General features: G+C 46.2%; 1 protein-coding gene. It reads left to right on the plus strand.

The annotated features are described in order from the left end of the window. On the plus strand, window positions 1–770 hold a 770-nt coding region (locus A3751_RS19320; protein WP_255376101.1), incomplete at both ends, for a lyase family protein.

Consider the following 770-nt stretch of genomic DNA (forward strand, 5'->3'; position numbering starts at 1 on the left):
GCAGTAAAACTGTAGACCTTAGAAAGTCATTCAGTGAGTATGGCCTCATATACGCTCGCGTCACAGTTGAAGTTAGATGGCTACAGTCATTAGCGGCACACCCGGAAATTGACGAACTACCGGCGTTTTCAGATGCTGAAAATGCGTTCTTGAATGCCATCGTAACCGAGTTCAATGAAGCTGACGCTTTACGCGTCAAAGAAATTGAACGCACAACAAATCACGATGTAAAAGCCGTTGAATATCTGCTGAAAGAAAAGTTTGAAGCAAATGCGGAACAATTTCCGGCACTTGCAAAAAGCTTAGAGTTCGTCCACTTTGCCTGCACCTCAGAAGACATCAATAATCTTTCGCACGCATTGATGCTTAAATCAGGCCTTGAAGACGGTGTACTGCCAGAAATGGAGGCCATAGTCACTAAATTAACAGAGCTCGCTAAAGAGCTAGCCGAGCAATCAATGCTATCGCGCACACACGGACAAACAGCATCTCCCACTACCATGGGCAAGGAAATCGCCAACGTAGTTGCCCGTCTAAAGCGCCAGCTTAATCAAATAAAAGCGGTGAAGTTTCTGGGCAAGATCAACGGCGCCGTAGGCAACTATAACGCGCACTACTCTGCCTACCCGAACATTGACTGGCCTTCTCATGCAGAGTCTTTCGTAAGCTCCTTAGGCATTGAGTTCAATCCCTACACTACCCAGATCGAACCACATGATTACATTGCAGAGCTATTCGATGCCGTTGTTCGATTCAATACCATCCTGATC

The sequence above is a fragment of the Oleiphilus sp. HI0080 genome, assembly GCF_001635135.1.